Here is a 25,696-nt window from a genome sequence, read left to right as displayed (position 1 = left end):
ATGAAACCCGAACCCAGATCACGGCACGGGCAGCCATGGGCGCTGCGGGGGCCGGCGCGGGCGGCAGCGGCAGCGGGCGTGGCGGCCCTTGCGCTGCTGGCCGCCACGGCCGGCGCCCAGGAAGCCGACACGCCAGAGCGCACCGCCGCCAGCCGCGCGCCCGCCACGCTCAGCGGCACGCTGGCCAAGGTGCGCGCCAGCGGCTCCATTGCGCTGGGCTACCGCCAGGCCTCGGTGCCGTTTTCCTACCTGAACGCGCGCAACGAGCCCATCGGCTACTCCATCGAGCTGTGCAAGGCGCTCGTGACCAGCATCGAGGATGCGGTCAACAGGAGCCTGGCCATCCGCTGGGTGCCCGTCACGGCCGACAACCGCGTGGACGCCGTGGCCAGCGGCCAGGTGGACCTGGAATGCGGCTCCACCACCAGCAATCTGGAGCGCCAAAAGCGCGTGGCCTTCTCGCCCATCATGTTCGTGGCCGGCACCAAGGTCATGGTCCGGCAGGACACGCAGATCCGCTCCTTGCGCGACCTGGCCAGCAAGAAGGTGGCGGTGACGGCCGGCACCACCAATGAAAAAGCCATGCGCGACCTGGACAGGAAATTTCACCTGGGCATGCAGCTGCAGGTGGTGCCCGACCACTCCCAGGGCTTTGCCCAGGTGGCCGGCGGCCAGTCCGACGCCTTCGCCACCGACGACGTGCTGCTGTACGGCCTGATCGCGGAGAACGCCGGCAAGGCGGATGGCAACGGCGGCACGGGCGCGAGCACGGACGCGAGCCAGGGCGCCAGGTTCCAGGTGGTGGGCGACTACCTCTCCTACGACCCCTACGCCATCATGTTCCGCAAGGACGACCCCCAACTGGCCCAGGTGGTGAGAACCAGCTTCCAGGCGCTGGCCGAGGACGGCGAGATCGAGCGCCAGTACAGGCGCTGGTTCCTGCGCCGCCTGCCTTCGGGCACCAGCCTGGACCTGCCGATGAGCGCCCAGTTGCAGACCCTCATCGAGACCCTGGCCGCCCAACCCCGTTGAGGCGGTTGCTGCCTGCACCCATTGCGCGCCGGATGGCGCCTCGCCCGGCCTTGCTCTGCGCAAGGCACGCAGCACGCGGGTCGCGCCCACTTTGCAACAGCAAATACAAGGAGACAGGAAATGAGTCAGCAACTCGAAGGTGGGCTGAAGCCGCGGCACCTCACCATGCTATCCATTGCGGGGGTGATCGGCGGTGCGCTGTTCGTCGGCTCGGGCAAGGTGATTGCCAGTGCCGGCCCCGCAGCCATCCTGGCGTACATGGGCGGGGGCATCCTGGTGGTGCTGGTCATGCGCATGCTGGGCGAGATGGCCGTGGCGCAGCCTGACAGCGGCTCGTTCTCCACCTACGCAGACCGCGCCATCGGGCGCTGGGCCGGCTTCACGATCGGCTGGCTGTACTGGTGCTTCTGGACACTGCTGATGGGCTGGGAGGCCTATGTGGCCGGGGCCATCCTCAACGCCTGGATGCCGGCCGTTCCCATCTGGGGCTACATGCTGGTGGTGATCTTCGGCCTGATGGCCGTCAACTTCCTGCCGGTGCACAACTATGGCGAGTTCGAGTTCTGGTTCGCTCTGATCAAGGTCGTGGCCATTGTGCTGTTCATCGCCATCGGAGCGCTGGCCATCGCCGGGCTCTGGCCTGCGGGCGATGTCGCAGGCATGGCTTACCTGACCAGCAAGGGCTTCATGCCCAACGGCCCCGGCGCCGTGGTGGTGGCGCTGCTGGGCGCGATGTTCGCCTTCATCGGGGCCGAGATCGTCACCGTGGCGGCGGCCGAATCCCAGGACCCGGGCAAGGAAATCGTGCGGACCACCCGGTCCGTGGTCTGGCGCATTTCACTGTTCTACGTGGGCTCCATCTTCATCGTGGTCTGCCTGATTCCGTACGACACCCCGGGCCTGATCCTCTCCACCGAAGGCACCTATGCCGTCGCGCTCAAGCACCTGGGCATTCCCTTCGCCGGCCAGATCGTCAACTTCGTGGTGCTGACTTCCGTGTGCAGTTGCTTCAACTCGGCGCTCTACACCTCCAGCCGCATGCTTTTCTCGCTGGCGCGCCGCGGCGACGCCCCCCGCCTGTTCACGACCCTGGGCCGCAGCACCAGCGCGCCCTACATGGCCGTCATCGCCTCCAGCGCCCTGGCCCTGCTGACGGTCGCCCTCACCGCCACCGGCCAGATGGACGTGTTCGATGTGCTCATGGCCGCGACCGGCTCCATCGCGCTGCTGGTGTACCTGTGCATCGCCGTGTCGCAGTTGCACATGCGCCGCAAGCTCGAAGCCAGCGGCACGCCCATCCGCCTGAAGATGTGGTGCTTTCCGGCGCTGACCTACGCCACCATCTTCTTCATCGTCGCCTCCATGGTGGTCATGGTGGCCGAGGGCACCTACCGCAAGGAAGTGCTCTACACCAGCGTGCTGGGCGGTGCATTGGTCGCCCTGGGCATGCTGGCGCAAAAGCTCCACTGGGGCCGCCCGAAACCCGGCCGCGTGGAGCAGGAGCAGGCCGTTCAGGAAGGCCTGGGTCCGTTGATCGTCAAGTCCGAATAAATGGAGACACAAGCATGAGCACCGATCCATCCGTCCGCATCGAACACGACCTGCTGGGGGACCGCGAGGTTCCTGCCGACGCCTACTACGGCGTGCACACCCTGCGCGCCCGGGAGAACTTCGGCATCACCGGCACGCCCATCTCCATCTACCCCGAACTGATCCGCGCCCTGGCCAGCATCAAGCAGGCGGCGGCCATGACCAACCATGAGCTGGGCCTGCTGGACCAGCGGCGCTGCGATGCCATCGTGCTCGCCTGCCAGGAGGTGCAGGGCGGGCGGCTGCACGAGCAGTTCGTGGTGGATGTGATCCAGGGCGGTGCAGGCACCTCGACCAACATGAACGCCAACGAGGTCATCGCCAACCGCGCGCTGGAGCTGCTGGGCCACCACAAGGGCGAGTACCAGTACCTGCATCCCAACGAGCAGGTGAACATCGGCCAGAGCACCAACGACGTCTACCCCTCCGCGCTCAAGATCGCCACCTGGTTCGGCATCCACGGGCTGATCGACGCCATGGACACGCTGCGCCTGGCCTTCGCGCAAAAAGCCGAGGAGTTCCAGGACGTGCTGAAAATGGGCCGCACCCAGCTGCAGGATGCCGTGCCCATGACGCTGGGCCAGGAATTCAGCACCTATGCCGTGATGATCGAGGAGGACCAGGCGCGGCTGCGCGAGGCCGTGCTGCTGATCTGCGAGATCAACATGGGCGCCACCGCCATAGGCACGGGCATCACCGCCCATCCCGACTACGCGCCCCTGGTGCTCAAGCACCTGCAGGAGATCACCGGCATTGCGCTGCAGACCGCGCCCAACCTGATCGAGGCCACCCAGGACTGCGGCTCTTTCGTGCAGCTGTCGGGCGTGCTCAAGCGCGTGGCCGTCAAGCTGTCCAAGACCTGCAACGACCTGCGGCTGCTGTCCAGCGGCCCGCGGGCAGGCCTGGGCGAGATCAACCTGCCGGCCATGCAGGCGGGATCGAGCATCATGCCGGGCAAGGTCAACCCCGTGATCCCCGAGGTGGTGAACCAGATCGCCTTCGAGGTCATCGGCAACGACATCACCGTCAGCTTCGCGGCCGAGGCCGGGCAGCTGCAGCTCAATGCCTTCGAGCCCATCATCGCCCACAGCATCTTCAAAAGCGTGAGCCACCTGCGCAACGGCTGCCTGACGCTGGCCGAGCGCTGCGTGCAGGGCATCACCGCCAACCGCGAACACCTGCGCGCGGCGGTGGAGAACTCCATCGGCATCGTGACCGCGCTCAACCCCTACATCGGCTACGCCAACGCCACTTCCGTGGCCCAGCAAGCCCATGCCAGCGGCGGCAGCGTCTACGACATCGTGCTGGCCCGGGGCCTGCTGAGCAAAACGCAGCTGGACACCATCCTGCGGCCCGAGATCCTCACGCGGCCCTCGGCACTGAAACTCGGATGACCGGTCTGCCCTACCTGCACACCGCAGGAAAGCCATGCCGCCTGGCCGCCCACACCACGGCCAGCGATGCGCCCAGCAGCGCCAGCAGCACGGGCGTGAAGGCGCCCACGCCCATGCGCGCCAGCAGCAGGCCGCCCACGATGCCGCCGCCGGCAATCGCCATGTTCCAGGCCGTGACCAGCATGGACTGCGCCACGTCGGCGGCCTCGCCCGCCGTGTGGGCAATGGCGGTCTGCAGCAGCGTGGCGGCGCCGCCAAAGGCCAGGCCCCAGACGGCCACCGCCGCATACACCAGGGCCGGCGCATCTGCGGCCACGCCCAGCATCAGCGTGGACAAAGCGAACAGCGCAATGCTGGCCAGCGTGAGCGCACGCAGGTGGCGGTCGATCAGCACGCCGGTGATCCAGATGCCCAGCACGGAGGTGGCGCCGAACACCAGCAGCACCAGGTCCGTGCGCGCGGCCATGCCCGCCTCCGCCAGGAAGGGCGCGATGTAGGTGTAGAGAATGTTGTGCGCCAGCACGAAGGCCAGCACCACGAACAGCACGGGGCGCACGCCCGCCAGGGTGAACACGCGCCGCAGCGGCAGGTGGCGGCCTGCCGCCTGCCCTGCAAAGTCGGGCAGGCGGGCGCGCACCCAGACCATGAGCGCCAGCGCCAGCACGCTCATGAGGCCGAAGCACAGCCGCCAGCCCACCCACTGGCCCAGCACGGTGCCGGCCGGCACACCCAGCGACAGCGCCAGCGGCGTGCCCACCATGGCAATGGCGATGGCGCGGCCCTTGAGATGGCCGGGCACCATGCGTGCCGCGTAGCCGGCCAGCAGCGCCCAAAGCAGCCCGGCCGAGACCCCCGCCAGAAAGCGCGCCACCAGGGTCAGCGCAAAGTGCGTGGACAAGGCCGTGACCGTGTTGGCGACGACAAAGCCCGCGATCGCCGCCAGCAGCAGGGGGCGGCGGCGCATGCCCTGCGTGGCGGCCGTCAGCGGTATGGCGGCCACCAGGGAACCTATGGCGTAGAGGGTGACGGTCTGGCCCACCCAGGCCTCGGTCACGGCCAGGCCCTGGGCCATCTGCGGCAGCAGGCCGGCCGGCAGCGCCTCCGTCAATATGGTGATGAAGGCCGCCATGGCCAGCGCCAGCAGGGAGGCAACGGGCAGGCGGTCCTGGCGTGTTCCGTTCATTGCGGCGCTCCCGAAACCCCTTGGACCTCACAAACCCCGTAGACCGCGTCGCGCAAATCGTTGACGAAGCGCCCCGACATGCCCTCGTACAAGGTGTTGGTGAAGGCCACGACACTGAGCTCCTGCGCCCGGTCCACGAACCAGGAATGCCCATAGGCCCCGCCCCAGCGCCAGGTGCCCACCGACTCCGGCGATGCCGCCTGAGCCGCATCGCGCAGCACGGAAAAGCCCAGGCCAAAGCCGAAGCCCGGCGCATTGGGCAGGGCCAGCCCGCCGGTCTGGTCCCGCGCCATCTCGGCGACCAGGGCGTCGGGCAGCAGGGTGTCGCCGCCCTGGCGCAGGGCTTCCAGCAGCCGCAGGAAATCGCCTGCCGTCCCCGCCATGCCGGCGCCGCCGGAGGCAAAGGCCTGCGTGTCAAAGATGCGCGAAGGGCTGAAGGCAATGCCGATGCTCCCCTCGAAGGGCGACACGGTCTCGCCCTCGGCCAGCGGATGGGGCTGCGGCACATCGCTGACATAGGCCTTGGCCACGCGCTGCGCGGCCAGCGCATCGGTGACGGCAAAGCCGGTATCGGTCATGCCCAGCGGCCCGGTCACAAGGTCGCGCACGGCCTGGTCCAGCGGCCTGCCGTTCACCTGTTCAATGAGGGCGCCCAGCACATCGGTGGCCAGCGAGTAGCCCCAGGCCGTGCCCGGCGCGTACAGCAGCGGCACGCTGGCGATGCGCTCCAGGTTCTCTGCCAGGCCGATGGCCTGGCGGTCCATGCCGTCCGATACGCCAGCGTGCGCATAGGGGCCTTGTGCATCGGCCTCGAAGAAGCGGTAGCCCAGCCCCGCCGTGTGGCTGAGAAGCTGCCGCACGGTGATGCGGGCGGGCCGGCCATCGGCCAGCCGGGGGCGGAACCGGGGCAGCCAGCGCTCCACCCCCTCGTCCAGCGCCAGCAGTCCCCGCGCCACCAGCACCAGCGCGGCAGCCGAGACGATGGGCTTGCTGGCCGAGGCCAGGCGAAAAACCGCATCCATGGCCATGGGCAGCCCGCGCTCGCGGTCGACCCAGCCTGCGGCCTGGCGGTGGACCAGCGCGCCGCCACGCGCCACCAGCACCACGGCGCCGACCAGGCGCTGCGCCTCAATCGCCTGCCGGACCACGGCCTGGATGCGGTCGGACAGGGGCGAGTTCAACGGGGTCGCAGGCAGCGCAGCGGGCGCCGCAGGTGCAGCAGGTGCTGAAGGCGCTGCAGAAAGGGCAATCGTCATGGGAATTCCCGGGATCAAATGAACAGGGTTCCGACGATAGAAAGACCGCGATTAAAGAAAAAGTGGGGTAGATTTCCGCGCTATGCGGAGCTTTCTGTCCGCAATGAAGGAGTGGCCTTGGACAGCCTCAACGGTTTCCTGGTGTTCGTGCAGGTCGCCGAGACCCGCAGTTTCGTGGCGGCCGGCCGGCTGCTGGGAGTCTCGGCATCGGCCATCGGCAAGAGCGTGGCAAGGCTGGAGGACCGGCTGGGCGTGCGCCTGTTCCACCGCAGCACGCGCAGCATCACGCTGACGGCCGAGGGCACGCTGTTCCTGGAGCGCAGCCGCCGCATCCTGGCCGAGATCGAGGCCGCGCAACTGGAGCTGTCGCAGGCCAGCACCGCGCCGCGCGGCCGGCTGCGGGTCAGCCTGCCCCTGGTCAGTTCGCTGGTGCTGCCGGTGCTGGGAGAGTTCATGCGCGCCTATCCCGAGATCGAGCTGGACCTGGACTTCACCGACCAGCTGGTCGATGTGATCGAGGACGGCTTCGACGCCGTGGTGCGCACGGGCGCACCCGCCGACTCACGCCTGTCCGCGCGCCGGCTGGGCGACTTCCGCTACCTGCTGGTGGCCTCGCCCGACTATCTGGCGCAGCGCGGCACGCCCCGGGTGCCCGAGGATCTGCTGGAGCACAGCTGCCTGCACTACCGCTACCCCCACAGCGGCAAGCTGGAGCCCTGGGTGCTGCGGCGCGCAGCGGGCGCGCCCGAGCTGCAGCTGCCCACCTCCATGATCTGCAACAACATCGAAACCCGGCTGTGCTTTGCGCTGCAGGGCCTGGGCATCGCCTACCTGCCGGATTTTTCCATCCGCGAGCCGCTGGCCGACGGCCGGCTGCAGCCCGTGCTGGCGGACTGCATGGAGCACACCAATGTCTTCCATGTGCTGTGGCCCGCCAGCAAGCACCCCTCGCCCAAGCTGCGGGCGCTGGTGGACTTCCTGTGCGCGCGGGTGTTTCCGCAGCAGGCATGAGGTGCCCGGCGGCGTCCGAATGAGCGGGCCGCCTCACTCGTCGCCCGGCACTCCGTAGCTGGGCGCGGCCGTGGGATCGATGGCGCGCGTCTGGTAGTCCCGCATCTGCGGTGCGTAGGCGGCCCAGAGGCCTTGCAGCGCGCCGATGGGATCGTGCTCGGACCAGTCCACGCGCAGGTCCGCCATGGGCCAGCTGTGCTCGCCCGCCACCTTGAGCGCGGCCGAATGCACAGGCCCGGCCTCGCCGCCCGCGGCCATGGCGGCCTGCATGGCGGCCAGCAGGCGCTCGGCCAGCGGCAGCGCCGCGCTGCGCTCGAAGGCCGGCACCATGGCCTCGATGGTGCGTTCGCTGGCCAGCAGGTTGCCGGCCGCCACGCACTGCCGCCCCACGGCGCTGGTGAAGATGCCCAACGCCTGGCTGCCGCTGAAGACGCCGGTGCGGCCCTGCGCGTCCACCACGGTGACCTGGCGGTACTGGGGCCAGCTGCCGTCGTCCAGCGCCTGGCGCAGCGCGGCCTGGGGGTCGGCGCCCTGCTCCAGCAGGTCCAGCACGCGCGGCCCCAGGGCGGGCAGCGTGATGTTCTGCGTGGACACCACGCCCACGCCCGCGCGCACCCAGGGGCAGCGCGCGCCCACCGCAATGCTGGACGAGCTGATGGCCACGCCCAGCTGCCCGGTGCGCTCGCAGCGCCCCACAATCGAAAAAGTCATGGTTTCTTCCTCCTGCCGATACGGCTGTACCAGGTGCTTGCTGGGGTTGACGCTCAGGCGCTGGCCGGCGGCTGCCAGTCATCGGGGATGACCGCGATCACGTCGATCTCCATCAGCCACTGCGGCTGCCCCAGGGCCGAGATGCACAGCCCCGTGGAGATGGGAAACACGCCCTTGAGCCACTTGCCCACTTCCCGGTAGACAGGCTCGCGGTAGCGCGGGTCGATGATGTAGGTGGTGGTCTTGACGATGTGCGACAGGTCGCTTCCCGCCTCCTCCAGCAGCTGCTTGACGTTCTTCATCGCCTGCTCGGCCTGCTTTTGCGGATCGCCCAGGCCGACCAGGTTGCCCTCGAAATCGGTGCCGATCTGGCCGCGCACATAGACGGTGTTGCCGGCGCGCACGGCCTGGCACAGGTCGTTGTCCAGCGATTGGTTGGGATAGGTGTCCTTGGTGTTGAACATGCGGATGCGGGTATGGGTGGGCATGGTCTGGCTCCTGCAGGGGGTGGATGGGAAGGTGTCTCAGAGCGCGCTATCTGCTACCTGCTGCGGGCAGCGGCGTCGTAGTCGCTGTAGCGGCGCTGCTTGGCGATGTGGTCGGCCACGAACTTGGCGTCATGCCACACGCCCCAGATGAAGGACGAGCCACGGCGCGACAGCCAGGGCAGGCCCAGGAAGTAGATGCCGGGCTCATGGCCCACGCCGCGGTGGTGGCGCGGCTTGCCGCCGGGCTCGAAGCTGTCCACCTGCAGCCAGCTGAAGTCCACCCTGTAGCCCGTGGCCCAGATGATGGAGGTGATGCCTGCGGCGGCCAGGTCGAGTTCGCGCAGCGGATGGGTCATGCACTCGGGATCGGGCAGGCGCCTGCGCGCCTCGGGCTCCTCGGGCAGGTCCAGGCCGTTGCGGCGGATGTAGTCGTCGGCCGCATCGAGCATGGCCAGGTAGTTGGCGTCGCCGTTGGCGATGTTCTCGGCCAGGTCATCCCGGAAGCGCACCCGGCCATCGGCGAAGGACTCGGTCAGCCCCACCAGGGTGATGCCCTGGTGTCCCAGCGCGCGAAAGTCCACGGTGTGGCCGCCGCGCGCGCCGCTGACGGCAATGGTCACATGCTCGCGGCCGGGCTTGGCAATGGCCGCATCCCATTCGCCCAGCACGCCCAGCCACCAGCAGAAATCACGGCCGCGATAGGCGCGCGGCGGCCGGTCATGGGCGCCTACCGACAGGAACACCTTGCGGCCCGCGCGCTGCAGTTCATCGGCGATCTGCACGCCCGAGGAGCCTGCGCCCACCACCAGCACGGCGCCTGCGGGCAGCTGCGCGGGGCGGTGGTAGTGCGCGGAATGGATCTGCAGCAGGCTGCCATCGGCGGGTGCAGCGGGCGCAGCCGGCGCTATCGGCGGGATCACCGGCACCTGGAACGGCCCCGTGGCCGCGATCACGTTGCGGGCCTCGATCACGCCCTCGGACGTTTCCACCGTGAAGCCCGGCCGGCCCTGGTTGCGCGTGACCCGCCTGACCTCCACGCCGGTGCGCACGGGCGCCTTGATCTGGCGGACATAGTCCTCGAAGTAGTCGGCCACCTCGTCCTTGCCGGGAAAGCCGTCGCGGTCGCCTTTGAACTCCAGGCCCGGAAAGCGGTCATGCCAGGCCGGCCCGTTGGCCACCAGCGAGTCCCAGCGCCCCGTGCGCCAGGCCTGGGCGATGCGCTGGCGCTCCAGCACCAGGTGCTCTACGCCAAGCTGGCTCAGGTGTTCGCTGGCCGCAATGCCGGCCTGCCCGGCGCCGACCACGAGCGTGTTGATGGTTTGAATGTCAGCTGTCATGGTGTGGGTCTCTCAGGGAAAAAAGGCGCAGGCCGTCCCGCATCGGCGCGGTGCCGACTGCCTTGGTGTGGTCCGCAACAAAAAAGGGAAGGAGGTGAAGGCCGCCCGTGCGGCGCTACAGGTACAGGTGCTTCACCACGTCGTTGGCCAGCAGCTCGCTGGCCGTGCCCGAGGCCACCAGCTGGCCCTTGAGCAGCAGATAGCCGGTGTGGGCGATGGACAGCGCCGCCTCGGCGTTCTGCTCGATGAGCAGCACGGTGATGCCTTGGCTGTGGATGCGCTGCACCGTCTCGAAGTACTCCTCGATGAGCTTGGGCGACAGCCCCAGCGTGGGCTCGTCCATCACCACCAGGCGCGGCTCGCCCATGAGCACGCGGCCCAGCGCCACCATGGCCTGCTCGCCGCCGGACAGGGTTCCGGCCGCCTGCGACAGGCGCTCGCCCACCCGGGGGAACAGGGCCACCACGCGCTCCAGCGCCTGGGCAAAGCCCTGCTGCGGGCGCAGCGCGTCGTGGCCGATCTTCAGGTTCTCCTGCACGGTCAGCTCGGCAAACAGGCGCCGCCCTTCGGGCACGAAGCCCACGCCCAGGCCGGCCAGGTCCTCGGTGCGCATGCGCGCCAGCGGCTGGCCCATGACGCGGATGGCGCCGTGGTGCACGGGCAGCAGGCCCGCAATCGCCTTGAAGGTGGTGGTCTTGCCCGCGCCGTTGGGGCCCAGCAGGCAGACGATGCTGTGCTCGGGCACCTGCAGCGAGACCTGGTTGAGCATGTTCACCACGCCATAGCGCGTGCTGATGGAGTCCAGTTCAAGCATGGCTGGCCTTTCTGCCCAGATAGGCTTCCTGCACGCGCGGCAGCCGGCGCACCGCCTCGAAGCTGTCGTCGCCGATCTTGCGTCCGTAGTCCAGCACCATCACGCGGTGCGGCAAGGTGGCGATGAGCCGCATGTCGTGCTCGATGATGATGAAGCCCAGCGCCGGATTGCCTTCGCGCAGGCGCTGGATGTCGGCGATCAGCGCATCGGTGTCGCGGTCGTCCATGCCGCTGGAGGGCTCGTCCAGCAGCACGATGCGGGGCTCGGCGGCCAAGGCGCGCGCAATCTCCAGGCGGCGGCGGTCGGCCTGCGGCAGGCTGCTGGCCAGCACGTTGCGGCGCTGGTGCAGGTCGCTGGACACGCTTTGCAGCAGCGCGCAGGCGCGCTCGGCGCAGCGCTTCATCTCGGCGCGCGAGACGGCCGGGCGCAGCAGCGCGGTGAGCACGCCGCAGCGGGTGCGCGCGTGCATGCCGATGATCACGTTGTCCAGCACGCTCAGCGAGCCGAACAGCCGGCTGGTCTGGAAGGTGCGCGCAATGCCGGCGCCCGCGATGTCGTGCGCGGCCATGCCCTTGAGCGAGCGGCCTTGCAGCAGCACCTCGCCCTCGGTGGGCTGGTAGATGCCGGTCAGCAGGTTCAGCAAGGTGGACTTGCCCGCGCCGTTGGGCCCGATGATGCCCAGCACCTCGCCCGCCGCCAGGTGGATGTCCACGCCCTGCACCGCCGTCAGGCCGCCGAAGCGCATGGTCAGGCCACGCCCCTCAAGGACCAGCGGGCCTGCGGGCGCGGCATGGTGGTTGGGATGGGAATCAATGCTCATGGTTGCGCACCCGTTGGGGGAAGATGCCGCGCGGGCGGATGATGAGGAAGGCGATCACCACCAGGCCGTAGAACAGGATGCGGTAGTCGGAAAACGCCCGCAGCTTCTCCGGCAGCATGGTCAGCAGGAAGGCGCCGACGATCACGCCCAGCGTGTTGTCCATGCCGCCGGCGATCACCAGCGTCATGATGGTCACCGACACCAGGAAGGTGAAGTTGTCCGGCGAGATGAAGCTCACATAGAACGCATACACCGTGCCCGCGAAGCCCGCCAGGAAGGCGTCCACCGCAAAGGCCTTGACCTTGAACCAGGTGACGTTGATGCCGCAGGCGCGCGCGGCGATCTCGTCGTCGCGCAGGGCATTCCAGGCCAGTCCCACGCGCGAGCTGTGCAGGCGCTGCGCCGAGACGATGGCCAGCCCCAGCAGGGCGACGGCCACGTAGTAGAAGTTGGCCTGGCCCGGCAGGCTGTGGCCCCACAGCGTGATGGGGTCGTTGAACGAATGCCCGAACAATGTGGGCGAAGGAATGCCCACCAGGCCGTTGGCGCCGCCCGTCCACTCCAGGTTCATCAGCAGCTGGTGCACGACGATGCCGAAGGCGATCGTCACCAGCGCCTGGTAGCTGTCGCGGGTGCGCATGGACGGCAGGCCCAGCAAAAAGCCGAAGACCGTGGCCACGGCGGCGGCCACCAGCAGGCAGATCCAGAAGCTCACGCCGAAGTGGATGGCCAGCAGGGCCGACGCATAGGCGCCGATGCCGTAGGACGCGCCCGTGGCGAAGTTCGGTATGTTGGCGCTGCCCAGCTGGAAGTTCAGCGCCAGCGCCAGCACCGCGTACAGGCAGGCGATGATCATCAGGTGCATGGCGTAGCTGTCACCGCCCAGCACCCACGGAAACACCAGGGCCAGCACCACGCCCGTGCCCACGGCCAGCGGCCTGCACTGGCCGAAGGCGGCCACGATGCGGTCTTCCACCAGCGGGCGCTTTTGCACCGCGACCAGGGCCACGGCAAAGCAGGCCAGCAGCGCCAGCACCGTGATCCAGCTTTCGGCCAGCAGGAACTGGCGCAGCAGCACGGCGCCCGCCAGGGCCACGCCCAGCACGATGGCGGCCGAGCCCGCACTCCGTGGTGCCGCCCGCGGCGGCGCCTGTATCGTCGTTGTCTGCATCACACCTTCTCCATTTTCTGAACGCCGAACAGGCCGGCGGGGCGAAAGATCAGCACCAGGATCACCAGCGCGAACACGAACACCAGCCGGTACGAGGTGCCGTTGGGCACATAGCCCTGCACGATGGTCTCGATGGCCGCAATCAGCAGGCTGCCGACAATGGCGCCCCCCAGCCGCCCCAGGCCGCCGACCACCGCGGCGGAAAAGCCGATCAGCCCCGCCTGCACGCCGAAGTCAAAGCGCACCACGCCCGCATAGCTGGCCAGGAAAATGCCGCCCACCGCGCCGGTGGCCGAGGCAATGAAGAAGGTGTTGCGGAACACCGGCCCCGGCGCAATGGAGAACAGCCGCGCGGTTTCGCGGTCCTGCGACACGGCGCGTATGCGCATGCCCATGGGCGTGTGGTGCAGCACATAGAGCAGCACGCCCACCAGCGCCATGGCCACCAGCACCGAGACCACGCTGATCAGGGGCAGCGGCCCGAACGGGGTGGGAACGGCCCCCTGCGCAATCGCCGGGAACGCGTGCGGATTGCTGCCCTGCGGGTACAGGTGGCGGATCAGCTCGCGGATCACGATGCCCAGAGCCACCGTGGCCACCAGCGGCATCATGGCCGGCGCATTGCGAAAGCGGTTGATCACCAGCCGGTCCAGGGCAACGCCCAGCCCTCCCACCGCCGCAATGGCCACCAGGCAGGCCAGGCCCAGCACCAGCCAGGGGGCCGAGCCGCCCAGCGCGGCGGCCAGAGCCTGCACGGCCGCCAGGGCGATGAAGGGGGCGACCATGGCCACGTCGCCATGGGAAAAGTGAATCACCTGCAGCACGCCAAACAACAGGCTGAAACCCAGGGCAAGCAGGCTGTAGATGCAGCCCAGGGTCAGCCAGTTGATGAGTTGCTGGAACAGCGCGTCATGCATCGATAGGGTTCCTCTTGTGTCGGGTTCGGCCGGGTTGGCGGGGCTTCGCTTGTCTCCATGTCACGCAGCCATTGAAGCAAGAAACCGCGCAAAACCTGCGTCGCTTTTGCCGAGGCGCTGCTTCGGAAAACGCGATCCAGTCCCGGGCAGGTGCGGCGATACATTGATCCGGCGGCGTTGCCAGACAGCGCCGGCCAGCCCGCCACGCACCGTGGCGCCCCGCCGCCCCGGCCCCCCCGGGCCGCCATGGCTGCCCCTCGTCTTCACCTGAACAGGACCGACCGACCATGCAAGCCTTCACGACAACCACCGCCCTCCTGCCATCGCGCCGGCGCCTTGCCGCATCCGCCCTGGCGCTGGCCGCCGCCACGCTGGCCTGCGGCGCGGCCTGGTCCCAGTCCACCGTGAAGCTGGGCTTCATCGGCCCCGTCAGCGGCGGCAACGCACAGCAGGGCCTGGGCGCGAAGAACGGCTTCCTGCTGGCCATCGACCAGTGGAATGCCACGGCCGGCGTGCCGTTCAAGGTGGAGGGCGTGGTGCTGGACGATGCCTCCGACCCGCAGACCGGCGTGTCCGCCGCGCTCAAGCTGGTCAACGACCGCGACGTGGTGGGCGCCATCGGCCACTGGAACAGCCCCGTGGCCCTGGCCACGCTGCCGGTGTTCAACCGCGTGCAGATGCCCTTCATCGTCTGGGGCGCCATCGGCCCCAAGATCACCGACCAGAACTTCGCCAACACCACGCGCGTGACGCCCACCCTGGTCAACGAGAACAAGCCCCTGGCCACCTGGGCCGCCACGGGCCTGGGCGCAAGAAAGATCGCCATCATTGCCGACACCAGCGACTACGGACGCGCCAACCTGGCCTCGTTCGGCAGCTTCTACAAGGCAGAAAAAGGCAGCGTGGTGGCCGAGGAAAGCTACCCCGTGGGCACGACGGATTTCCGCTCCATCCTCACCAAGATCAAGAGCCTGAACCCCGACGCGGTCTACTTCGGCGGCGTGATCACCGAGGCCGGCATCGTGCGCAAGCAGATGGCCGAGCTGGGCATGAAGCAGCCCATGCTGGGCATCAGCGGCATCTTCGACCCGCAGCTCATCCAGATCGCCGGCCCGGCCGCGGACGGCACCATCGTCGGCACGCCCAAATCGCAGACCAATCCCCGGCTGGACGCCATGAGCCGCGCCTATGCCGCCAAGGGCTATGCCGACTCCGAGAGCCCGTACACCAAGTACGCCTACGACGCCACCGGCATCCTTTTGCAATCGCTCAAGACGGCCGGCACCAAGGACCGGCAGGCCGTGGCCAAGGCCATCCGCGCCATACGCTACGACGGCGTGACCGGTACCGTGACCTTCGACGCCAACGGCCAGACGCAGGTGCCCGTGGAGCTGCAGCTGCACGAGGTCAAAGACGGCAAGTGGGCCAGCCGCTGATGATCAGGACAGGCAGCCAGTACCGCGACTCCATCCGCGATGGCCGGCGGGTCTGGATGAACGGCGAGCGCGTCAAGGACGTGACCACTCACCCCATGTTCAAGCCGCTGGTGGACATCCGCGCGCGCATGTACGACCTGCAGCACGAGGCCGCGCTGCGCGACGCGCTCACCTACGACGAAGGCGACGGCGAGCGCCACCCCATCGCCCACAAGCTGCCGCTGACGCGCCAGGACTGGTGGGACAAGCGCCGCGCCACCGACCTGCTGCTGGAGGACATGGGCGGCGTGGTCATGCGCGTGGGCGACGAGAGCGTGGGCGAGATGTGGTCGCTGTTCGACGGCCAGGACGTGCTCAACGAGCTGGACCCGCGCTTTTCCGCCAACATCCGCACCCACATCCGCCGCGTGGTGCGTGGCGACCTGTTCCACGTATCGGCCAACACCGACCCCAAGGGCGACCGCTCGCGCCTGCCGCAGGACCAGGACCCCGACGTGCTGCTGCATGTGGTCAAGGAGACCGATGCAGGCGTGATCGTGCGCGGCGCAAAGTACGAGACCGCCGCCGCCTATGCCAACCAGGCCTTCACCAAGCCGGGGCTGGCGCACTGGGGCGACGCTGCGCAGTCCGAATACGCCATAGGCTTCATCTGCGACCTGGGTGCGCCCGGCCTGCGCTTCATCTGCCGCCCGGGCCTGGCCGCCCGCGCATCGGCCCAGGACCATCCGTTGAGCCATCGCTTCGACGAAGTGGATGCCATCGTGGTCTTCGACGACGTGCTGGTTCCCTGGGAGAACGTGCTGTTCTACCGCCACACCCGGGCCGCCCATTTCCTGCGCGAGACGCTGCACCGCTACTCGGCCTTCACCTTCCTGCAGCGCAGCCTCAAGCTGGCCGACATGCTGATAGGCACGGCCCTGCACAACGCGCGCCAGACCGGCGTGGAGAAGTTGCAGGCCGTGCAGGACAGGCTGGCCGGCCTGGCCTGCTACCGCGAAGGCATCAACGCCCACCTCACGGCCGCCATCGCGCTGGCCGAGCGCAGCCCGGCCGGGCTGATGATGCCCAACCAGTCCCTGCTGTTCACCGGAAGGTCGCTGGCCACCGGCCAGCTGCACCACATGATGAACACCGTGCGCGAGCTGTGCGGCGGCCAGGTCTGCCTGACGCCGGACCACGCCAGCTTCGAGAACGAGGACACCGGCCCCTGGCTGCGCAAGTTCTACACCCTCGGCCCGCAATGGCAGGCCGACGACCGCCGCAGGCTGCTGGCCTATGCGCGCGACCTGCTCGACTCGGACCACGCCGGCCACCGGCTCAGCTTCCAGCTGTTTGCGCAATGCCCGCCCTACGCCCAGACGGCGGCCGTGTACCGGCACTTCAACTGGGATGCGCCGCTGGACTTCGTCGGCAAGTCCGCCGGCCTGACGGACCGCGTGAAGGCCACGCAGGCGCCGGCCCAGGGCGACGGTGCGGTGGCGCAATGGTTTCGCAATCACAACGCCAGCGACTGAAGGCTGCCGGTGCCCGACCGCCGCACAATGCAGGCGCCTTGCGGGAAGGGCCTCTTGCAGCGCGGTCCGCCGCTTGGTCAACTACGCGGCGGATCACCCTGGCCGCCCTCCCCCTCTCCACCTCTTGCACACCGTGCTGACACGACTGACCTTCAGACAATTGGAATACTGCGTGGCAGCGGGCGAGTTCGGCAGCATTGCCGAGGCCGCCAACCGCATCCACGTCTCGCCCTCGTCCATCTCATCGGCCATCACCCAGGTGGAGGCCGAGCTGCAGGTGCCGCTGTTCGTGCGCCACCATGCGCAAGGCCTGTCCGTCACGCCCGCAGGCGCCGAGGTCCTGCGGGAGATCCGCGGCCTGCTCGACCAGGCCATGGCCTTGTACGACGTGGCCAGCAGCGCGCAAAGCCAGGTGCGCGGCCCCGTGCGCGTGGGCTGCTTCACCACGCTGGCGGCCATGGTCGCCCCCGAGCTGTGCCAGGGATTCGCGCGCGCCCACCCCAAGGCCACGGTCACCCAGATCGAGGACCACCAGGAAGGCCTGATCCACAAGCTGCGCACCGCGCAGATCGATGTCGCCATCACCTACGACCTGCTGGTGGCCGAATCGGACATCTGCTTCGAGCCCCTGGCCCAGCTGCCGCCCATGGTCATCGTCAGCGAACTCAATCCGCTGGCCAACCACCGCTCCACCACGCTGGAGGCGCTGGCCCAGCTGCCCATGGTCCTGCTGGACCTGCCCCTGAGCCGTGAATACTTCATGTCGCTGTTCCGCGAAGCCGGCGTCTCGCCCCTGATCGCGGCCCGCAGCGCCAGCCCCGACGTGGTGCGCTCCCTGGTCGCCAACGACGTGGGCTACTCCCTGGTCAACGTGCGCCCGCGCAACTCACACGCGCTGGACGGCAAGAAGATCGTCAACCTGCACCTGAACGGCAACCACCGCCCCATGAAACTGGGCCTGGCCTGGGCCCGCGAACAAAAGCCCCGCCATGTGGTGGAAGCCTTCATGCACCGCTGCCGCAGCTTCATCTCCAATGAATACATTCCGGGGATGACGGCGCCTGGGCGCGGGGAGGCGAACTGAGCGGCGCGCAGACCGAATCAGGGAGCCCGTCAGGCCGTGCTCTTGCGCACCTCGTAATGCAGCACCGCCATGCCCTCGCCGATCTGCCGCACGGACAACAAACGCAACACCGGATGCAGCACCCGGCGCGGAAACAGCGGCTTGCCCCGGCCCAGCGTGGCCGAGCCCACGCTCAGGATCATCTCGTCCAGCAGGCCCGCGTCGTAGAACTGGCCTGCCAGGTCCCCGCCTCCCATGATCCAGAGGTTGCGCCCGCCTGCCGCCGCCTGCATCTGCTCATGCACGGCACGCACATCACCGCTGACAAACCGGATATCGGCACCCGGGATACCAGGCAGCGTGCGGCTGGAAAACACCCAGGCAGGCTGCGTATACGGCCATGCCGCCCCGGTCTCCCTGGCCACCGTGTCCGTGTGGCGCAGCATCCATTCGTAGGTGGCGGACCCCATGGCCAGCGCGCCCACGCCGGCAATGAACTCCGGGTAGCCCGTGGCCTGCATGTCGCCCAGCGGGAACAGCCAGTCCAGGGAATCGTCCTCGGTGGCGAGGAATCCGTCGAGTGAGGTGGCGGCGAAGTATTGGGTCTTCATGGGGGAGATGGTAGCCAGGCAGGCGCGGCACGGCCATCCGCCCGGGGGTTGTGCGGGCCGCGCCCTGACCTCATCGTCAAATTTCTTTTGAAACCGCCTTCAGTCCTGCGGGTCTTTTTCAATTGAAACACCCAGGTCAACATCGCTCCATGCCCAGACGACTTGCGAACCGGACTTCCGACACCGCCCCAACATCTCTACAGCTCCGTCAAGAAACCGCATGACCACCGCCTCCACGCCCCTGTTTAGCCCCCTGCAGCTCGGCCCGCTCAGCCTGCCCAACCGCATGGTGATGGCCCCCATGACGCGCAGCCGCACCAGCCAGCCAGGCGACGTGCCCAATGCATTGATGGCCACCTACTACGCACAACGCGCCAGCGCCGGCCTGATCGTCTCGGAAGCCACCCAGATCTCCCGCCAGGGCCAAGGCTACAGCTTCACCCCCGGCATCTATTCAGAGGCGCAGGTGGACGGTTGGCGCCGCGTCACGGACGCGGTGCACGCCGCCGGCGGGCGCATGGTGCTGCAGCTGTGGCACGTTGGCCGCATGTCGCATGCCAGCTTTCACGCCGATGGCCTGCCGGTCGCGCCTTCGGCGCTGTCGCCCCAAGCGCAGGTCTGGGTGGTCGGCGACGACGGCGTCGGCCGCATGGTCGACTGCCCCGTACCGCGCGCACTGAGCGCACAGGACATCCAGGACGTGATCGGCGACTTCCGCAGGGGCGCGGCCAATGCGATGCGTGCCGGTTTCGATGGCGTGGAAATCCACGGCGGCAACGGCTACCTGATCGATCAGTTCCTGCGCACCACCTCCAACCACCGCACCGACGCCTACGGCGGCGGCATCGCCCAGCGCACGCGCTTCGCCGAAGAGGTCACGGCCGCCGTGGCGGGCGAGGTCGGGGCCGAGCGCACCGGCATCCGCCTGGCGCCCTTCATCACGCAGCGCAACATGAACTGCCCGCAGATCATCGAGACCATCCTGCATCTGGCCAGCAGGCTCGACGAGATCGGCCTGGCCTACATCCACCTGTCGGAAGCCGATTGGGACGATGCGCCCGAGATTCCGCAGGACTTCCGCCACGCGCTGCGCCGCGCCTACCAGGGCAAGGTGATCGTTGCGGGCAAGTACGACGCGGAGCGCGCCCAAGCCATCCTGCACGAGGGCCTGGCAGACCTCGTCGCCTTCGGCCGCCCCTTCATTGCCAACCCGGACCTGCCGGCGCGCTACGCCGCCCAGGCACCGCTGGCCGCATTCGATCCGAAGGCCCTGTTTGGCGGCGACGCGCGCGGCTACTCGGACTACGCAGCCCTCGCCACTGCCTGAAACCCTCCTTGCTCGCCCTCCCTGCTCTCCCTCCTTGCTCTCCCCTCTTCCTCAACCTTTGAAAGCACGACCATGAAAGCCGTTGGATACCAGAAACCCCAGGCCATCAGCCAACCCGAATCGCTGATCGACATCACCCTGCCCGATCCCGTGGCCACCGGCCGCGACCTGCTGGTCGAAGTCAGGGCCGTGTCCGTCAATCCGGTGGACACCAAGGTGCGCGCCAGCGGCGCGCCCGCCGAGGGGCAGACGCACAAGGTGCTGGGCTGGGATGCCAGCGGCATCGTCAAGGCCGTGGGCCCCGAAGTCACGCTGTTCAAGCCGGGCGACCGCGTCTGGTACGCCGGCTCCATTGCGCGCCCTGGCACGAACAGCGAACTGCACCTGGTGGACGAGCGCATCGTGGGCCACGCGCCCAAGTCGCTGGACTTCGCACAGGCTGCGGCCCTGCCCCTGACCGCCATCACCGCGTGGGAGATGCTGTTCGACCGCCTGGGCATCGCGCCGGGCAAGCACCCCAGCCACAAGACGCTGCTCATCATCGGCGCCTCCGGCGGCGTGGGCTCCATCCTCACGCAGCTGGCCACGCGGCTGACCAGCCTTACCGTCATCGGCACCGCATCGCGGCCCGAGACGCAGGCCTGGGTCAAGGAGCTCGGCGCCCACCACGTGATCGATCACAGCCAGCCGATTGCCGACGAACTCAAGCGCATCGGCTTTCCCACGGTGGACCACATCGTGAGCCTCACGCAGACCGACCTGCACTTCGCACAGATCGTCGAGGCGATCGCGCCCCAGGGAAAATTCGGCCTGATCGACGATCCCGCGTCGCTGGACATCACCAAGCTCAAGCGCAAGTCGGTGTCGGTGCACTGGGAATTGATGTTCACCCGCGCCCTGTTCGGCACCGACGACATGATCGGCCAGCACCGCCTGCTCAACGAGGTTGCCGCACTGGTCGATGCCGGCCTGATCCGCACCACGCTGGCCGAGCGCTTCGGCAGCATCAACGCCGACAACCTCAAGCGCGCCCATGCCCTGATCGAGTCGGGCAAGGCGCGCGGCAAGGTGGTGCTGGAGAACTGGGGCTGAGCCATGAAGACAGAGACCATTTTCAACCTGGCCATCCTTGAAGCGAAGGCCGGCCAGCAAGACCAGCTGCGCGACGCCCTGCGCGCGCTGGTGCCATTCACCCGGCAAGAGCCCGGATGCCTGGACTACACGCTGTTCGAGCTGGCGGACAAACCCGGCACCTTCTACATGCGGGAGTCATTCAGGGACCAGGCAGCGCTGGATGCGCACTTCCGCATGCCGTACTTCAAGGCGTTCGAGAAACGCTTCGACGAACTGCTGGCACGCCCCCTGCAACTGGTGGGCCTGAAGGAAGTGCCCTGACGGGCGGTAGAGATCCGGGCGGTACGGACCCGACCGACGACTAGCGCGCGGCTGCAACGCGCCGCCCCCACGCTGGCGGCAGCGTGGGGGTTGCCGCCGACAGCTCGTCCCATACGTACTGGGCGGCAAAGCCGTGGTGACGGCTGCGTGAGCGCACCAGGCAGGCTTGCCGGCCCAGATTTCTTTCGGCCAACGGGACTGCGTCCTGCACGTCCAGGCTCAGTGCCGCGGCACCGTTGAGCAGCGCAACCATGCCGTTTTCACGGGCGGCATGCACCAGGTCCTCCAGCGTATCGGACTCCAGATGCACGCCCGGCTTCAGCCCCTGCGCCGCAAAGGCGTTGTCGAGCTGGCGCCGCATGGCGTATTCGCTTGGCAGCAAGGCCAGGGGGTGGTTCGCGACCTCGCTGAGCTCCAGCAGGCGTCGCCGCCGGCGGGGCTTCAATCCCACGGCCACCACCGGCTCGTCGAAACAGGCCAGGATCTCCAGATCGGCATGCGGCTCCGGGTCGAAGCTGACGGCGAGATCGAAATCGCCACGCAACACGCCTTCCACCAAGGCCTGTGCGGTGCGCCTGCGCAGTGCGATCGCCAGCTGCGGCCACTGCGCCTGGGCCCTGCGCACGACGGGCAGTACCCAGCATCCCGCGTATGACTGCACCAGGCCGATGCGCACCAGGCCCGCCACGGTGCTCGCACGCGCCTGCACGTCGCGCAGCGCCGCCTGCAGCTCACTGAGGCAGGCCGACACCCGGCGGTCGAGCTCATGTCCGGAGGCCGTGGCAACGGCGCGCCCGCTCGCACGGTCGAACAGATGCACGTCCAGGGTCGATTCCAGCAAGGCGATCTGCTCCGACAGCGCCGCCTGCGAGATCGAGGCATCGCGCGATGCCGCACTGAAGCTGTGCGCCCGCATCGCCGACACGAAGTAGCGCAACTGGCGCAATGAGACGAGATCGAGGGGGTCGCGGCTGCGTGCGGACATGACCATCGGATTATCCGATAGGCGCGGCCAGAAAATGCGAATTGCGAAGAAACAAGGGCCTGCCGACACTACGGCCACGAGACAACTCTGGGCACGAGAGCACCGATGAAACGACGCAACTTCCTTCAGTACGCCAGCACGGCGACGGCCATTTCAGCCTTGGGCGCAAGCCCCTTGGCGCGCGCGCAGGCATTCCCTTCCAAGCCCATCCGCATCATCTGCCCCTATCCGGCAGGTGCGACCACCGATGCCGTCTCCCGCCTGATGGCGAATGCCTTGCAGACGGACAGCGGCAGCACGGTGATCGTCGACAACCGCAGCGGTGCGGGCGGCAACATCGGCACGGAGGCAGCGGCACGCGCAGAGGCCGACGGCTACACGCTGCTGCTGGGCGCACTCGGCCCCATGGCCGCGAACCCGGCGCTGTACTCCAGGCTCAACTTCGATCCGGCCAAGGACTTCACACCGCTGGCATGGGCCGCCTCGGTGCCCTTGATCTGGGCCGTGCATCCCTCCTTCTCGGCGACCACGGCCAAGGAGGCGCTCGAATGGCTGCGCAAGAACCCGGGCAAGTTCTCCTACGCATCCGCCGGCAACGGCACGCCGCAGCACCTGGCGGGAGAACTCGTCAAGCGCCAGACCGGCACCTCGATCCTGCACATTCCCTACCGGGGCTCCGCGCCTGCACTCAACGACGTGCTGGGCGGCACGGTGCAGATGGTGTTCGAAGCCACGCCGGCCATCCTGCAGCATGTGCAAAGCGGGCGCCTGAAGGCGCTGGCGGTGACGTCCGCCAGGCGCATTCCCGCGCTGCCCGGCGTGCCCACGCTCAAGGAATCGGGCGTGGACGCCGAGATCAGCGGCTGGTACGGCTTCCTCGCGCCCGCTGCGACCCCGGCCGACCGCAAGGCCTGGCTGGTCAAGCACATGGGCGCGGCGCTGGCGACCAAGGCCACGCAGGACAGGCTGGCCGAACTCGGCTCGGTGCCCATCGACAACTCGCCCCAGGCATTCGCACGCCTGCTGGACAGCGAGCGGGCACGCTGGCAGACGCTGATCCGCGAAGTCGGCATCAAGCTCGACTGAAGGTGCCGCCCCATGCCGCACATCGCCATCGAGGTATCGCCATCGTTGCTCCCGTCGATCCAGTGGGAGCCGGTCCTGCACGCCATGCACCTTGCGCTGGCTGAGCGCGGATGGGCACGGCTCGCGGACCTGAAGTCGCGCGTGGCACCCATCGCCGTCGGACTGTGCGGCGAGGACCCCCACGCGCAGCAACTGATCGCCACCCTGACGCTGACCAACCCGCGCCCGCCGCAGATGTGCTCGGCCATGGCCGAGATCGTATTCGAGCATCTCTCGCGCGCGATCGGTGCGATCGGTGCGCCCCCGGAGTCAGCGGCGTGGGTGCAGTGCTGCGTGTTCCTGCAGGAGCACCCGAAGTCGCACTACCTCAAGCGGCAATGGAACGCTCCGCCGCCCGCTCCCTCAACTCCATGACAACGGGAAAAGCGCCATGTGTTGCGACTGGCGACTGGCGGCTGGCCGCTGGCCGCTGATCGCGCGCTGCCGGCTCAGCCCGCCAGGCCTGCGGCCAGCTGCCGCACGGTCCGGGCACTGGCGCCCTTGCCGGTGATGGCCACCGCCGGAGGGTGGGCCAGCATGCGCTCGAAGACCTTGCGCACTTCCTCGGCACCGATGCCATCGATCATCGCCAGCGTTTCGGCCACGGACGTCACGCTGCCATGGGCAAAGAGGTCCTCGACAGCCCGCTCCATGGTGGCGTAGGTCCGCTCGCCCGCACGCACCCGCGAGACCGCCAGCTGGTTCTTGGCCCGTTCCAGATGCACGGGGTCGATGCCGGCCGCCTGGGCGCGCAGCAGGCCGCCTGTCGCTGCCACCAGCGCTTCGAGCTTGTCCGGCGTCGTGACGGCATGCACGATGAAATTGGCCCAGACGTCACCGCCTTCCATCGCCGCATAGGCCGTATAGGCCAGTCCGAGCCGTTCGCGCACGGTATCGACCAGGGGCGACGACATCCCCTCGCCCAGCAGATGGGCCGCCAGCGAGGCCACGAGACGCGCACGCTGCGGATGCTCGCCCTGCAACTGCTCGAACACCAGGGGATAGGCCAGGTTCACGAAAACCTGGGACACCTGCGTGAAACGTTGCGCCAGGGCCTGCCCCACATACTTTGCGGGCTGAGGGGGCAACGCCACAGCGGGATCGGCCGACGCAGGCATGCCGGCGAACAGCTGCGCCGCCTGCTCCAGCCAGGCCGGCACATCGAAGTTTCCGGCCGCGACGACGACGGTCTTTTCTCCCACGTAATGGGACTGCACATGGCGCACCAGATCCTGCCGGGTGAAGCCTTCGATATTGGCCACCGTGCCGATCACAGGCATGCCCATCGGGTCGTCGCCCCAGATGGCGCGGTCCAGCAGATCGCCGGCGCTGTCCTCCGGGTCCTCTTCGTACTCGATGGCCTCCTGCCGGATCACCTGCAGCTCCCTTTGCAGCTCATGCTCGGGAAACACGCTGTTCAGCACGATGTCCGCAATCATTCCCAGCAAGGCCTGCGCATGCCAGCCCAGGCCGGTCATGAAATAGCCGGTGATGTCCTTCCCGGTGAAGGCGTTGACCTCCGCGCCCAGCCGCTCCGCATCCAGGTTGATCTCCTGAACGGAACGCGTATGCGTGCCCTTGAACGCCATGTGCTCCAGCACATGGCTGATGCCGTTGCTGGTGGAGGTCTCGTCGCGGGAGCCCACGCGCAGGAACACGCCCACGCTGACGCTCTGCAAATGCGGCATGGGCAGCGCCAGCAGCCGCACTCCGTTCGCAAGAGTGCGCAAGGCCATGGCAGGCCGCTCCAGTTCGGTTGCCGCCAAGGGCTTTTCTTGAATCATGGGCTATTGTCGTCGCGCTCCAGAGGATGCGCAGGGCAGGCCTCTTCACGTACCTGTGATCAAAGCTGCGGGCGCTCGGGCCTGGCCCATACTCCGCTGGCAGATAACAGGGCGGACAGGGTTTGGTGGCGCTGTGCGTTACCCCACGAAGCGCCGGAACGACGCTCGGTAGTCGATGGGCTCCAGATACAGCCGGTCTGCCAGTGGCCCGTTCAGGATGTAGAGCTTCGGTTCCTCCCGGAACTGAAACACCCGGTATAGATGGAAGGCATCCCCTGCCTCTGCAGCGAAGTCCAGTTCGTTGCGGCTGATGATGAAGGATGAAGCATGCCCACCATTGGTGGTCTTCACCTCGATGAAGCGATGCTTGCCGGGCCGCTCATGCGACAGGATGTCATAGCCGGTCCCGTCGCCGAGCCGATCAGAGACCCAGTCCAGTTGCTGGAAAAGCTCCGGATACCCGGCGTCGGCAAGTCGTCTCTGTTCGAATCCGATGACCCACTGCTCTCCGACACGACCGAGATACCGGTTGACCGATCGACTCGAGCGCGTGAAGGCAAGCATTCGGGCGCGGGTCGAACATCCCTTACGTGTTCTCAAGCGCCAGTTCGGGCACGTCAAGGTGCGCTACCGGGGGCTGGCCAAGAACACCGCGCAGTTGCACACGCTGTTTGCGTTGGCCAATCTCTGGATGGTGCGTCGCAAACTGCTGAGGCCCTGGGCATGAGTGCG

25 protein-coding genes and 1 pseudogene are annotated in these 25,696 nt (G+C 68.1%); 13 read left to right on the top strand and 13 right to left on the bottom strand.

Annotation, left to right across the window (positions count from 1 at the left end; all coding sequences use genetic code 11):
• The 3 genes from AC57B5_RS02530 to aspA all read left to right on the top strand — a co-directional run bounded on the left by AC57B5_RS02530 (position 1) and on the right by aspA (position 4,016).
• On the top strand, positions 1-1,032 hold the full coding sequence (locus tag AC57B5_RS02530; protein ID WP_496398636.1) for an amino acid ABC transporter substrate-binding protein: 1,032 nt from the start codon (positions 1-3) through the stop codon (positions 1,030-1,032).
• A gap of 120 nt (positions 1,033-1,152) precedes the next feature.
• Positions 1,153-2,583 carry an amino acid permease gene (locus AC57B5_RS02525; RefSeq protein ID WP_496398635.1) on the top strand — a complete coding sequence of 477 codons (1,431 nt, stop codon included), beginning with the start codon at positions 1,153-1,155 and terminating at the stop codon, positions 2,581-2,583.
• A 14-nt stretch (positions 2,584-2,597) separates the two neighbouring features.
• Positions 2,598-4,016, top strand: coding sequence for an aspartate ammonia-lyase (gene aspA / locus AC57B5_RS02520; protein ID WP_496398634.1), 1,419 nt, complete (start codon positions 2,598-2,600; stop codon positions 4,014-4,016).
• 10 nt (positions 4,017-4,026) lie between these two features.
• On the opposite strand, the gene AC57B5_RS02515 is transcribed toward aspA, so the two are convergent.
• Positions 4,027-5,199, bottom strand: a complete 1,173-nt coding sequence (locus tag AC57B5_RS02515; RefSeq protein WP_496398633.1) for an MFS transporter — start codon at positions 5,197-5,199, stop codon at positions 4,027-4,029.
• A complete protein-coding gene (locus AC57B5_RS02510) occupies positions 5,196-6,455 on the bottom strand; it encodes a serine hydrolase domain-containing protein (RefSeq protein ID WP_496398632.1) in 1,260 nt (419 codons plus the stop codon). The genes AC57B5_RS02515 and AC57B5_RS02510 overlap by 4 nt, the downstream gene beginning before the upstream one ends.
• 117 nt (positions 6,456-6,572) lie before the next feature.
• On the opposite strand from AC57B5_RS02510, the gene AC57B5_RS02505 reads away from it, so the two are divergent.
• Positions 6,573-7,466 (top strand): LysR family transcriptional regulator, encoded by an 894-nt coding sequence (locus AC57B5_RS02505; protein WP_496398631.1) that lies wholly within the window; start codon positions 6,573-6,575, stop codon positions 7,464-7,466.
• Between the two features lie 33 nt (positions 7,467-7,499).
• Here AC57B5_RS02505 and AC57B5_RS02500 read toward each other — a convergent pair whose 3' ends face one another.
• The 7 genes from AC57B5_RS02500 to AC57B5_RS02470 all read right to left on the bottom strand — a co-directional run bounded on the left by AC57B5_RS02500 (position 7,500) and on the right by AC57B5_RS02470 (position 13,724).
• Positions 7,500-8,177: a DUF1028 domain-containing protein gene (locus AC57B5_RS02500; RefSeq protein WP_496398630.1), complete on the bottom strand. Its 678-nt coding sequence runs from the start codon at positions 8,175-8,177 to the stop codon at positions 7,500-7,502.
• Positions 8,178-8,230: 53 nt separating this feature from the next.
• A complete protein-coding gene (locus AC57B5_RS02495; RefSeq protein WP_012204875.1) occupies positions 8,231-8,665 on the bottom strand; it encodes a RidA family protein in 435 nt (144 codons plus the stop codon).
• A 53-nt stretch (positions 8,666-8,718) separates the two neighbouring features.
• Positions 8,719-10,002 (bottom strand): flavin-containing monooxygenase, encoded by a 1,284-nt coding sequence (locus AC57B5_RS02490; protein ID WP_496398629.1) that lies wholly within the window; start codon positions 10,000-10,002, stop codon positions 8,719-8,721.
• A gap of 115 nt (positions 10,003-10,117) precedes the next feature.
• Positions 10,118-10,816 carry an ABC transporter ATP-binding protein gene (locus tag AC57B5_RS02485; protein ID WP_016448200.1) on the bottom strand — a complete coding sequence of 233 codons (699 nt, stop codon included), beginning with the start codon at positions 10,814-10,816 and terminating at the stop codon, positions 10,118-10,120.
• The gene (locus AC57B5_RS02480) at positions 10,809-11,636 is read right to left on the bottom strand and encodes an ABC transporter ATP-binding protein (protein WP_319073072.1); all 828 of its coding nucleotides are present in this window, start codon (positions 11,634-11,636) and stop codon (positions 10,809-10,811) included. The genes AC57B5_RS02485 and AC57B5_RS02480 overlap by 8 nt, the downstream gene beginning before the upstream one ends.
• Positions 11,626-12,807, bottom strand: a complete 1,182-nt coding sequence (locus AC57B5_RS02475) for a branched-chain amino acid ABC transporter permease (protein WP_012204871.1) — start codon at positions 12,805-12,807, stop codon at positions 11,626-11,628. The genes AC57B5_RS02480 and AC57B5_RS02475 overlap by 11 nt, the downstream gene beginning before the upstream one ends.
• On the bottom strand, positions 12,807-13,724 hold the full coding sequence (locus tag AC57B5_RS02470) for a branched-chain amino acid ABC transporter permease (protein WP_496398628.1): 918 nt from the start codon (positions 13,722-13,724) through the stop codon (positions 12,807-12,809). The genes AC57B5_RS02475 and AC57B5_RS02470 overlap by 1 nt, the downstream gene beginning before the upstream one ends.
• A 287-nt stretch (positions 13,725-14,011) precedes the next feature.
• On the opposite strand from AC57B5_RS02470, the gene AC57B5_RS02465 reads away from it, so the two are divergent.
• The 3 genes from AC57B5_RS02465 to AC57B5_RS02455 all read left to right on the top strand — a co-directional run bounded on the left by AC57B5_RS02465 (position 14,012) and on the right by AC57B5_RS02455 (position 17,758).
• Positions 14,012-15,160, top strand: a complete 1,149-nt coding sequence (locus AC57B5_RS02465; protein ID WP_012204869.1) for a branched-chain amino acid ABC transporter substrate-binding protein — start codon at positions 14,012-14,014, stop codon at positions 15,158-15,160.
• The gene (locus tag AC57B5_RS02460; protein WP_016448204.1) at positions 15,160-16,674 is read left to right on the top strand and encodes a 4-hydroxyphenylacetate 3-hydroxylase family protein; all 1,515 of its coding nucleotides are present in this window, start codon (positions 15,160-15,162) and stop codon (positions 16,672-16,674) included. Before AC57B5_RS02465 ends, AC57B5_RS02460 begins: the two co-directional genes overlap by 1 nt.
• Positions 16,675-16,807: 133 nt before the next feature.
• A complete protein-coding gene (locus AC57B5_RS02455) occupies positions 16,808-17,758 on the top strand; it encodes a LysR family transcriptional regulator (protein ID WP_034398359.1) in 951 nt (316 codons plus the stop codon).
• A gap of 29 nt (positions 17,759-17,787) precedes the next feature.
• On the opposite strand, the gene AC57B5_RS02450 is transcribed toward AC57B5_RS02455, so the two are convergent.
• Positions 17,788-18,348 carry a dihydrofolate reductase family protein gene (locus AC57B5_RS02450; RefSeq protein WP_496398627.1) on the bottom strand — a complete coding sequence of 187 codons (561 nt, stop codon included), beginning with the start codon at positions 18,346-18,348 and terminating at the stop codon, positions 17,788-17,790.
• Between the two features lie 220 nt (positions 18,349-18,568).
• On the opposite strand from AC57B5_RS02450, the gene AC57B5_RS02445 reads away from it, so the two are divergent.
• The 3 genes from AC57B5_RS02445 to AC57B5_RS02435 all read left to right on the top strand — a co-directional run bounded on the left by AC57B5_RS02445 (position 18,569) and on the right by AC57B5_RS02435 (position 21,070).
• A complete protein-coding gene (locus AC57B5_RS02445) occupies positions 18,569-19,675 on the top strand; it encodes an alkene reductase (RefSeq protein WP_496398626.1) in 1,107 nt (368 codons plus the stop codon).
• Positions 19,676-19,747: 72 nt separating this feature from the next.
• Complete coding sequence (locus tag AC57B5_RS02440) at positions 19,748-20,767, top strand: zinc-binding alcohol dehydrogenase family protein (RefSeq protein ID WP_012204864.1); 1,020 nt, start codon at positions 19,748-19,750, stop codon at positions 20,765-20,767.
• A 3-nt stretch (positions 20,768-20,770) separates the two neighbouring features.
• Positions 20,771-21,070 carry a putative quinol monooxygenase gene (locus AC57B5_RS02435; RefSeq protein WP_074923462.1) on the top strand — a complete coding sequence of 100 codons (300 nt, stop codon included), beginning with the start codon at positions 20,771-20,773 and terminating at the stop codon, positions 21,068-21,070.
• 40 nt (positions 21,071-21,110) lie between these two features.
• Here the strand turns inward: AC57B5_RS02435 and AC57B5_RS02430 are convergent, their stop codons facing one another.
• Complete coding sequence (locus tag AC57B5_RS02430) at positions 21,111-22,055, bottom strand: LysR family transcriptional regulator (protein ID WP_496398625.1); 945 nt, start codon at positions 22,053-22,055, stop codon at positions 21,111-21,113.
• 105 nt (positions 22,056-22,160) lie between these two features.
• Between AC57B5_RS02430 and AC57B5_RS02425 the strand changes: the two genes are divergently transcribed.
• Together AC57B5_RS02425 and AC57B5_RS02420 are read left to right on the top strand one after the other, a co-directional pair.
• Positions 22,161-23,141, top strand: coding sequence for a Bug family tripartite tricarboxylate transporter substrate binding protein (locus AC57B5_RS02425; RefSeq protein WP_496398624.1), 981 nt, complete (start codon positions 22,161-22,163; stop codon positions 23,139-23,141).
• 12 nt (positions 23,142-23,153) lie between these two features.
• Complete coding sequence (locus AC57B5_RS02420; RefSeq protein ID WP_496398623.1) at positions 23,154-23,555, top strand: 5-carboxymethyl-2-hydroxymuconate Delta-isomerase; 402 nt, start codon at positions 23,154-23,156, stop codon at positions 23,553-23,555.
• Between the two features lie 74 nt (positions 23,556-23,629).
• On the opposite strand, the gene AC57B5_RS02415 is transcribed toward AC57B5_RS02420, so the two are convergent.
• Positions 23,630-24,916, bottom strand: a complete 1,287-nt coding sequence (locus AC57B5_RS02415; protein ID WP_199135380.1) for a M16 family metallopeptidase — start codon at positions 24,914-24,916, stop codon at positions 23,630-23,632.
• Positions 24,917-25,102: 186 nt separating this feature from the next.
• On the bottom strand, positions 25,103-25,528 hold the full coding sequence (locus AC57B5_RS02410) for a protein NO VEIN domain-containing protein (RefSeq protein ID WP_496398622.1): 426 nt from the start codon (positions 25,526-25,528) through the stop codon (positions 25,103-25,105).
• Here AC57B5_RS02410 and AC57B5_RS02405 point away from each other — a divergent pair.
• Positions 25,503-25,691, top strand: a pseudogene (locus tag AC57B5_RS02405) (transposase); the annotation flags it as partial. The gene AC57B5_RS02410 and the pseudogene AC57B5_RS02405 overlap by 26 nt on opposite strands.
• Positions 25,692-25,696 lie beyond the last annotated feature (5 nt).

The organism is Delftia sp. BGA-UO-ETr-SB1 (assembly GCF_059567865.1).
The sequence above is the reverse complement of the archived record's forward strand: the minus strand, read 5'-3'. Positions and strand labels throughout refer to the sequence as shown.